We start from the raw sequence: 9,054 nt of genomic DNA on the forward strand, positions 1-9,054 counted from the left end.
GATGAACATTAGAAATCATCTCTTTTTGAGGCTGATTTTGCCATTATTCTAAGGAATAAGACAATTTTAAATTGAAAACAGTTTCTCAATCTTACAGTGTCACTCTAAAATCTTTAAGATAGATTAGTAGAAATCGTTTTAGTGAACAAAAAAATTCTCATAATTCCGATAGCTGTTCTCATTGGTATTTTTCTGATAAATTTTGGTTCAGATCAATCCTTGAATGAGAAAAATATTGTATTTCATGTAACTCTGGCAGATCCTAGTCTATATTCCGATGGGGCTTATAGAAATTCATTTTTTATTGATGAGGGCCATTATTCTTTTAGATTTGTACCAAATGGAAGTAGTCCAGAAAAATTATCAATTAAATTAAATGGAGAAAAATTTGATTTTTCTGAAGATTTTATCCTTGAAGGTACATTACATCAAACAGGAATATCTGAATACTTTACATGGAATTATGTTGGAGAAGGAAATATTTGGATTTCAGAGAACCAAGAAATTTTGATAACGATTAATCCAAATGGAAATACAATGGGTTCTGTGTCCGTAGATATTTTAGAAAATTAAGAGGCGTAAACCCCTTCATTGCAGAACTTTGAGAGATTTCCTCTCTTTCTCAGATGCTAAATGTCTGATTACCTTTTACGTTCTGCGGGGTTACGCAGTGTTAGTCGATAGAAATTATATCTATTGACATCATCTATTATAGTAACTTTAAGTATTTATAATTTTATGTAAATTATTATAAAAAAATGATGTATTTTTTAAAATATTTTATACCTAATTTTGAGTTTATTGAAGTATAAATTACGATTTTCAATCTAAAAACTATTGAAATTATCTGGAAAAGTTGCAATAGTAACAGGTGGAAGTCGTGGAATAGGTTTTGCCACTGCCAAAATTTTATCAGAAAATGGGGCAACGGTGGTAATTACAGCAAAAAATCAGGAAAGACTAGAGAAAGCATCATTAGATATTCCAAATTCTATTGGCATCGTAGCTGACATCAGAAACAAAGAAGATGTAAAAAATACAGTAGATAAAACAGTTGAAAAATTTGGGAAAATAGATATTCTAGTAAATAATGCTGGAATTTTTCCAAAAATTAAGGAATTACATGATATTGATGAAGATGAATGGAATGAAGTTTTGGATGTGAATCTTACTGGACAGTTTAGGTTTACCAAAGAGGTAATTCCTTATCTACAAAAAACATCAGGTTCAATAATTAATATTTCATCAGATGCTGGATTAAAGGCATATCAAGGGTTTAATGCTGATGCGTATTCTGCAACCAAAGCTGCATTGATTTTGTTAACAAAATGCTGGGCACTTGAATATGCTAAAGACAAGATCCGTGTAAATTGTATTTGCCCAGGGGTAGTAGATACAGACATGACAAAACCATTTTTGAAAACCAAAAAAGACAAAGATTTCATGAATGCTGAGCATCCAATTGGTAGAATTGGACAACCTGAGGAAGTAGGAAAAGCTGTGTTGTATTTTGCATCTGATGATGCATTATGGACTACAGGAGCAATTCTTGCTGTGGATGGAGGAGAATCCATAAAATGAATTCACATGAATTTAATACAACACAGGAGCATGAAAAATGATGAAAGATAGAAAATCAAAGGCTAAATTGTTTATACTTTTAGGGATTATTTGGATAATTGTTACATTACCACTTCCATGGATTGTGAATAATCCAGAAGTTTCAGAATCGCAATTTAATACCATTCTTGGAATTATTGGAGTCATGTCAATTCCATTTATTGTTCTTGGAATTGCTTGGACATTAAAGCCAGAGCTGACAACTTAGGTTTTTCAATTGAAAGACATTCCAATTACAGATAAGCTTCCCGAATTAGAAATAGCTATCAAGGCTGTTGAAAAGGCAAGTAAAGCAATTTTAGAAATTTATCAGAAAGATTTTAAATCTTTTACAAAAAGTGATGATTCACCAATTACAGAGGCAGATATCAAAAGTAACGATATCATTAAAGAGATTTTATCCCAAACGGATCATCCTATATTATCTGAAGAAGATAATGATGATCTTAATAGATTATCAGCAGATACCATTTGGATAGTAGATCCACTTGATGGAACTTCTGATTTTATTGATAAAACAGGTGAATTTACAGTTATGATTGGATTGATTAAAAATAAAAAACCAATTCTTGGGGTGATTGGTTGGCCAACAGAAAAAACATTATTTATTGCACAAAAAGGAAGAGGAGCCTTTAGACATTCTAATGATGAATGGAGAAAAATTTCTGTAACTAAAGTTTCAGATCTTTCAAAATGCAGAGCAGTGGGATCAAGACATCATTTGTCAGAAAAGGAAAAATCATTTATCAAAAAATTAGGTATTGAAGCTTTTACTAGTATTGGTAGCTCATTAAAAGTAGGAAAAATTAGTTCGGGAGAAGCTGAAGCATACATTACTACTACAAATAAAATGAAAGAGTGGGATTCTGCAGCTTCATATTGTATAATTTCAGAAGCTGGAGGAAAAATGACAGATATGTCCGGAAATGAAATAACATACAACAACAAAGAGGTTTATCACCAAAATGGAATTTTAGTAACAAATGGATTAGTTCATGATAAAATTATTGAAGAATTTAAAAAATTAGAGTAGGTTTCTTTCTTTAAGAAAGTCCTTTACTTTGCTTGCGCTATCAGAAAGAGGTTCATTTTCTGTATCAATTACCAAATCAGCATTTTCAGGTGCTTCATAAGGATCATCAATGCCTGTAAAACCCTTGATTTCTCCTTTTCGTGCCTTGGCATACATACCCTTGACATCTCTTTCTTCACATTTTGCAAGTGAGCATTTCACATAAACTTCTGCAAATTGGTTTCCAGCATCAATAATTTCTCTGGCATTTTTTCTGTTTTCAGAATATGGAGAAACTAGAGATACTACACTTGGAACACCATGATTTAGCAAAAGCTTTGCCAAATGAGCAACTTTTTTGTTATGCTCATCACGTCCAGCTTTTGAAAAATCTTTTGGAGAGAACCATTCTCGAAGTTCATCTCCATCAAGCATTGCCAAATTTGGAATATCATTTTGCAAATCTTTTACGATGGTAGTCTTTCCTGAACAAGGTAGACCAGTCATCCAAAGAACAAAAGGCTTCATAATCAAAATTATCAAAATAACCCATAAAGAGCTTACGTTAATTTTTAGCCCAAGGTTGATTTTCTAAATAATCAATCTCTGCAATCATTTCATCTACCTTTTTTACTATTGCAAAGACAGATCTGTATTGCTCATACATTTCAATTTCTTCTTCTTTGGATAATACATTAGCTTCTGCATCATCAAAAAATTTGTTTTCTTTGTTTAGATGATCATTTAAGAAAATAGCATAGGTTCTCAAATATCTCGATACAGGTTCTTGGGCATCTTCACCATTTTTCCATCTTTTTAGATGGTGTGATATTTGTCGTGCAATATTTCTTCCAAATTCATGTTCTATCATAAATTTTCGAATTTCTTCTTTTAGAGTATCATAGCTTGCAACACATGGGAAATACGAATCTTCTTCCCTAGAGTGATGGATAGTATCTATGAATTCTGAAATCACCATGGTAATTTTTGTCAGGTCTGAAAATGGAATTTTGGTGCCTTTATAGAGTTCAGCAGAACATTTGAATACAATTTTTTCTAGACGACGAACTTGATCATGATCAGCACGTAGTTGATTTGTAGCACTCAAGTAAGAAATTTACTTTCATAGTGGATTTAATGTGTATCTAAAATCAATCAAGGAGCTAAAATTATCAAATAAATCTGATTTAATTTCGTTTTGTAAAAGAATAATTCTAGTCACAAATGAATCCCATAATTTTATCGGTATTGCAATTGTTTAGAGGACAAATAGAAGATTTGATTTCGCTATCAAATTTTGATTCTAACTCAGTTTTAAGCAAACTGACTGAAATACAAAATTCTATAGGTACATTATCCATTCAAGATGGACCTATTGCTTCAGCCCATGTTATTTTGCTTGCTGCAGGAGTTGTAATTTTTCTAGGAGTTGCAGGTGAGGCATTCTTCAAAAAAACTGGAATTCCTGATGTTGCATTTTTAATGATTCTAGGAGTAATTATTGGACCAGTGTTTGGTATAATTCAGCCAGAAGCTGTTATTCAAGTAGTTCCATACTTTGCAGCACTTGCACTAATAATCATCATGTTTGATGGAGGATTAAATCTTGATATCAAACATGTTATTAGAACTGCGCATTTTTCAGTAACATTAGCAGTTTTAGGTTTCATTCTATCTGTTGCCATGATTACATTTGCAGCTCATTATGCATTGGGGTGGTTATGGCTGGAAAGTATTCTGCTAGGATCAATTGTAGGTGGAAGTAGTTCTGCAATTGTTTTTGGTCTTGTTAGAAATATCAAAATATCTGAAGAGACCAAATCTATGCTAAGTTTTGAATCTGCACTAACTGATATTTTAGCGACAATTATTGCATTCATATTATTTGAAGCAGTGCTTGCAGGGCATTTTGATATGCAGACATTAGAACAAACTCTTGGAAGGGCAATCATTGTAGGTTTAGTTCTTGGATTTGGTGTAGGAATTCCTTGGATGTATATTTCAACAAAGCTTGGGAATGCTCAGCATGCATACATGTTGACGTTAGGGGTTCTGTTTGTTTTATTTTTCTTGGCAAATTCATTTGGAGAATCAGGAGCTTTAACAGCTCTAGTGTTTGGTTTAATGGTTGGAAATAAAAAACATCTTTCAAAAATACTAAGATTCAAGCTTCCAAAAATAGAGATGGATGATCCTACACATAATCAATTAACATTCTTGGTAAGATCATTCTTTTTTGTATTTGTTGGATTAATGGCAAGTTTTGGACAAATAGAGTATATGATATTTGGAATTTTAATTACGGTCGCTGTTTATTTTGGAAGAATATTTGTTGGAAAAGTAACACTGACAAAGAGATTTTCACTTTTAGATAGGGCAGTCACAAATGCTATGATTCCAAGAGGATTAGCAGCTGCAGTTCTTGCTACTTATCCAATAACTATGGGAATACCAAATGCAGAAGCCTATCCACAACTTGTTTTCTTTATCATTTTATCATCTGTAATAATTACCACAATTGGATTAGCAAAATCAAAGAAGATTCCTCCACCTGAATCAGTTGAGGGTGGTTTTGTTAAACCAGATGAGGGGGAGTCAGATGAAGGAATACTTGCTGATAATCATCTAGATAAATCAGTTGGAGGTGGTTTTGTTAAACCGACTGAAGATTCCCAAAAATAGATTGTCCTAAACTATGCAGAACTAGGCATTTTGGTTATAGATCTAATGATTCTTTGAGGCCTTTGTACCTATTTCGAATGGTTACTTCAGTAACGTTTGCAGCTTCTGCGATATCACGCTGAGTCTTGTCTTCACCGTTTTTAACACAAGAAAGATACAAAGCAGCAGCAGCCAATCCCATAGGATCTTTTCCGGCTGAGACTTCATTGTCTTGAGCCATTTTTAGCACCTTTGTTGCATGTCTTTTTGTTTTCTCTGCGATTCCAATTCTGCTTGCAATTCTTGCAACACATTGAATTGAATCAGTTACTGGCATCTTCAAATCAAGTTCTTTTACTAGCAATCTGTAACATCTTGCAATATCTTTTCTTTTGATGTTAGCTGCTTGCTCTACATCCTTGAGGTTTCTTGGAGTTTCAGTATCTCTGCATGCAGCATAAAGAGCTGATGCCATAAGGGCTGAAATGGAGCGACCTCGCACTAGGCCTTTCTCTAGTGCTTTTCTGTAAATGTATGCAGCTTTTTCAATTACTGCATCAGAGATTGCCAGTTTGTCTTTTAGTCTGTTTAATTCACTAAATGCCTGCCTGAAATTTCTATCAACTGGTTCATGAACTTGGCTTCTACTATCCCAAGTTCTTAGTCTTTCAATGGTACTTTTCATAGATGATGTTAGTGGTCTGCCAGACGCATCCTTGTTTACAGGATTGATTATTGTTGCAAGACCCATGTCGTGCATTGTAAGTGATGTTGGAGCGCCGGCTCTTGCCTTGTTTCCACCCTCATCTTGGGTAAAGGATCTCCATTCAGGTCCTGCTTCTTGTAATTTTTCAGTAATTACAAATCCACACTTTGAGCAAAACATTTCTCCTGATTCATTATCAGTTACTAGTTTCCCTTGTGCACATCTTGGACATAGATCCTTACCCTTGCTTACCATGACTATTTCTAGAATCCTAGAACTTATGGTATTTATGAATCAACAAGTTTTTTCTTGAAATTTTGTGCCAGATTTGATATTAACAATAATACTGAATAGTCATTATTGAATAATTCAGAGCATGAGGTTTTGGTTTGTCCCTCTCCTAATTGGAGTGTTTGTTTTGATTCCACCAATACATGCTGAAACTATTACACAAAATTTGGATGGGGGAATGGATATTCAAATTACATATCCTGATGAGATAGTAGTTGGCAGAGAAGGAGTAATCTCAATTTTAATTAAAAATAATGGATGGGAAAACAAAGAGAACATTTCATTTGGGTTTTCCTTATCAGCAATTCCTGCACTAATCATAGAACCATCAGATAGCATTACTTTGGATAAACTTGCTCAGGGGGGATCATATGGTGAAAATATTAGTTTACAAATCCCAAATGATGCCAGTGCTGGGGTATACTATCTAAATTTGAAATATTCTCACGTTCTTGTTGCAAATAATGAAACCTTACAGCCTCCATTTTTTCATGACATTGCAATTCCATTTTCAATAAAGAAAGACCCAAGCATAACAATTTACACAAAAATGCCTGAATCAATTTTTTCAAACGCAGAGTTTCCAATTGAGATTGAAGTTTTATCAAAAGACATTGATATTGAAAATGTTAGAATTAAGATAATTCCACCAAAAGACATTGAATTTAGGGGAGAAACGCTTCATTCTTTCTCAAAAATAGAGAAAAACACACCTGTAGCAATTACATCGCAAATCATAACACCAGTTAATGAAGTAAATACAGAATACAAACTTCCATTTCAAATCATTGTAACATATACTGATGATATAGGAGCAGACAAAGAAGATTCACAGACAGTCTCAGTTGTTTTACGACCTAGAACGTTTATGGAATTAACTACAGATGGAGGTATATGGATTGGAAGTTTCTTTATTGCACCATATGTTAGTCTTGGAACAATTATTGGAATTCCTGCAGGTGTCATAATATCAGTATTAGTTAGAAAAAAACAAAATTCCAGTAAAAAACGTCCAAAAAAGAAAAGACTCTAAGATTCCAGTTTTTCTTTAATTCTTTGAGTGTATTTTTTACTATATTCATTGAATAATTTAATTTTGTTTTGAGCTAGTGCCATTGCGCCAGGTCTAGTGTTAATGTGATCTTCAGCAATTTTTTGCTCTTCTAATAATTTTTCAAGATTCTCTTTTGAGGATGATTCTAGTTGTGAAAGTAAAGAAACAAGCTCTTTTTCAAGATTTTCTTTAGTGTCAGGAATTTCAGGTGGATCTGCACCAATAATTTCTTTAGTAGTTATTTTTCCAAACACTTTCTTGTCTAATTCAAGCAATAGTTGAAAATTAAATTAGCGGTATAAATTTTATTTTATAATATTTCAAAAAACGAGTGCAGTGCAATCAAACGTTTTATCTTTTTGATTGTTTTAGTATTTAATCATGGCATATTGTGTAGGCGAATGCAAAAAGTACAAGGCTCTCAAGCCATTGCAGATTGGCAGGTATGCTGCAGGACAAAAAAGGTGTAATTATTGTGAGATATTTGTAGAAGTTGATGGAATTGTCTGCCCATGCTGTAAAAGTCAACTGAGATGTCTGCCTAGAAGTAGAAAGGGAAAGGAAAAGTATCTGTCTCAAATTGAAAGATAAATTTGATGTAAATGCACTATTTTTAAAAATTGCAAATTTGAGAATTTATCACGCCTAATGGTTAAAGTTCTATTTATAAGAAATCAAATCAAGTAAGAATATGGCAATTCCAGCAGATATTCAAGAGTATGTTGAAAAACATATCAAACTAATGATTTCCCAGACGGAAACATACTTGCCATTTATCAAAGTTGCATTTCCATATTCAAATAACGTAGCTGATGGAGTTTACAGTCTAATAATTGGAAGTGCGCTATCTGTATTTGTAAATCAGTATGGAATGAAAATGAAATATCCAACTGCAGAAGATTTTGAAGACTTTGGAAAGGTTGCTCTAAAATACAGAGATCAAGTAGACAAATTTTTTACATAATCAAGCCAATTCACCTAGAAAATGAACTGTGTCATTAGTTACAACAACCGTTCTATCTTTTGGAACATGATATAGTTTTTTTGAACCATTAGATGACTGAATTATAATCTTTGAGAATGGATCTTTGAGTGATTTGTACAAAATTCCTTTGTCACCAACTGATTGTGACCAATGAGTACCTTGAACAAAAGATATTGTTTGAAATTTTACAACTTGGTAAGAGTAAACCATTTCTATTAATTGTTAATTATTGCACTCATTAAGGATTTTCCTCCAATTAATGCTGTAATTGATAAACCAATATTTGCAACAACATTGATTGCAAGTGCTCCATAGTGATTATTCTCAAGAAGATTGCTAGAATCCAGTGCAAATGATGACATTGTAGTAAGTGAGCCACAAAATCCTACAGCTGCAAAAAGAGAGTATCGACCATCAAGATTCCATTGTTCTGACAACACTACAAATGCACCAAGGATAAATGCACCAATAATATTGACTATCAAAACATTGACTGGTAATGTATTGAAAAGTAAAGGAGATTCAGTAATTTTGTACCTTAGAAATGCTCCAAGAACGGAACCTGCTGCTAGAAAAATAAATTCTAAACCCTTCATCTACATCATACAGATTAATTATCATTATTAGTGCTATTTGGAAGATTTTGAGGCTAATTTGTGCCTAATCAAGTTTGATTTTGATATACAAGTCTATAGTTTTTATAGGTTCAATATTTTTCCAGACTA

The 9,054-nt window shown here is 32.9% G+C and carries 14 protein-coding genes; 8 read left to right on the plus strand and 6 right to left on the minus strand.

From position 1 onward, the window contains the following. Nucleotides 1–141: 141 nt before the first annotated feature. The 4 genes from NADRNF5_RS00205 to NADRNF5_RS00220 all read left to right on the plus strand — a co-directional run bounded on the left by NADRNF5_RS00205 (nt 142) and on the right by NADRNF5_RS00220 (nt 2,653). Nucleotides 142–573, plus strand: coding sequence for a hypothetical protein (locus NADRNF5_RS00205; RefSeq protein ID WP_048114443.1), 432 nt, complete (start codon nt 142–144; stop codon nt 571–573). 264 nt (nt 574–837) lie between these two features. Continuing rightward, complete coding sequence (locus NADRNF5_RS00210; RefSeq protein ID WP_048114444.1) at nt 838–1,581, plus strand: SDR family NAD(P)-dependent oxidoreductase; 744 nt, start codon at nt 838–840, stop codon at nt 1,579–1,581. Between the two features lie 40 nt (nt 1,582–1,621). Continuing rightward, on the plus strand, nt 1,622–1,828 hold the full coding sequence (locus NADRNF5_RS00215) for a hypothetical protein (RefSeq protein ID WP_048114445.1): 207 nt from the start codon (nt 1,622–1,624) through the stop codon (nt 1,826–1,828). A gap of 9 nt (nt 1,829–1,837) precedes the next feature. After that, nucleotides 1,838–2,653, plus strand: a complete 816-nt coding sequence (locus NADRNF5_RS00220) for a 3'(2'),5'-bisphosphate nucleotidase CysQ family protein (protein ID WP_048114452.1) — start codon at nt 1,838–1,840, stop codon at nt 2,651–2,653. Here NADRNF5_RS00220 and cysC read toward each other — a convergent pair. Both cysC and NADRNF5_RS00230 read right to left on the minus strand, forming a co-directional pair. After that, nucleotides 2,645–3,160 (minus strand): adenylyl-sulfate kinase, encoded by a 516-nt coding sequence (gene cysC, locus NADRNF5_RS00225; RefSeq protein ID WP_048114454.1) that lies wholly within the window; start codon nt 3,158–3,160, stop codon nt 2,645–2,647. The genes NADRNF5_RS00220 and cysC overlap by 9 nt on opposite strands. Before the next feature lie 37 nt (nt 3,161–3,197). Beyond that, nucleotides 3,198–3,740, minus strand: a complete 543-nt coding sequence (locus NADRNF5_RS00230; protein ID WP_048114456.1) for a hemerythrin domain-containing protein — start codon at nt 3,738–3,740, stop codon at nt 3,198–3,200. Nucleotides 3,741–3,856: 116 nt separating this feature from the next. Here NADRNF5_RS00230 and NADRNF5_RS00235 point away from each other — a divergent pair, with 116 nt between their 5' ends. Further along, nucleotides 3,857–5,314, plus strand: a complete 1,458-nt coding sequence (locus NADRNF5_RS00235; RefSeq protein WP_048114461.1) for a cation:proton antiporter — start codon at nt 3,857–3,859, stop codon at nt 5,312–5,314. Between the two features lie 34 nt (nt 5,315–5,348). Here the strand turns inward: NADRNF5_RS00235 and NADRNF5_RS00240 are convergent, their stop codons facing one another. After that, a complete protein-coding gene (locus NADRNF5_RS00240; protein WP_048114462.1) occupies nt 5,349–6,254 on the minus strand; it encodes a transcription initiation factor IIB in 906 nt (301 codons plus the stop codon). A 121-nt stretch (nt 6,255–6,375) separates the two neighbouring features. On the opposite strand from NADRNF5_RS00240, the gene NADRNF5_RS00245 reads away from it, so the two are divergent. Then, nucleotides 6,376–7,323: a COG1361 family protein gene (locus NADRNF5_RS00245; RefSeq protein ID WP_048114464.1), complete on the plus strand. Its 948-nt coding sequence runs from the start codon at nt 6,376–6,378 to the stop codon at nt 7,321–7,323. Here the strand turns inward: NADRNF5_RS00245 and NADRNF5_RS00250 are convergent. Beyond that, nucleotides 7,320–7,619, minus strand: a complete 300-nt coding sequence (locus tag NADRNF5_RS00250) for a hypothetical protein (RefSeq protein WP_048114466.1) — start codon at nt 7,617–7,619, stop codon at nt 7,320–7,322. The two genes, NADRNF5_RS00245 and NADRNF5_RS00250, sit on opposite strands and share 4 nt — an antisense overlap. Before the next feature lie 106 nt (nt 7,620–7,725). On the opposite strand from NADRNF5_RS00250, the gene NADRNF5_RS00255 reads away from it, so the two are divergent. Both NADRNF5_RS00255 and NADRNF5_RS00260 read left to right on the plus strand, forming a co-directional pair. Continuing rightward, complete coding sequence (locus NADRNF5_RS00255) at nt 7,726–7,935, plus strand: hypothetical protein (protein WP_048114468.1); 210 nt, start codon at nt 7,726–7,728, stop codon at nt 7,933–7,935. 100 nt (nt 7,936–8,035) lie between these two features. Continuing rightward, on the plus strand, nt 8,036–8,308 hold the full coding sequence (locus tag NADRNF5_RS00260) for a hypothetical protein (protein ID WP_048114470.1): 273 nt from the start codon (nt 8,036–8,038) through the stop codon (nt 8,306–8,308). On the opposite strand, the gene NADRNF5_RS00265 is transcribed toward NADRNF5_RS00260, so the two are convergent. Together NADRNF5_RS00265 and NADRNF5_RS00270 are read right to left on the minus strand one after the other, a co-directional pair. Continuing rightward, nucleotides 8,309–8,539: a hypothetical protein gene (locus NADRNF5_RS00265; protein ID WP_048114473.1), complete on the minus strand. Its 231-nt coding sequence runs from the start codon at nt 8,537–8,539 to the stop codon at nt 8,309–8,311. 5 nt (nt 8,540–8,544) lie between these two features. Next, the gene (locus NADRNF5_RS00270) at nt 8,545–8,925 is read right to left on the minus strand and encodes a fluoride efflux transporter FluC (RefSeq protein WP_048114474.1); all 381 of its coding nucleotides are present in this window, start codon (nt 8,923–8,925) and stop codon (nt 8,545–8,547) included. Nucleotides 8,926–9,054 lie beyond the last annotated feature (129 nt).

The organism is Nitrosopumilus adriaticus, assembly GCF_000956175.1.
In the GTDB taxonomy this organism is placed as follows: Archaea; Thermoproteota; Nitrososphaeria; order Nitrososphaerales; family Nitrosopumilaceae; genus Nitrosopumilus; species Nitrosopumilus adriaticus.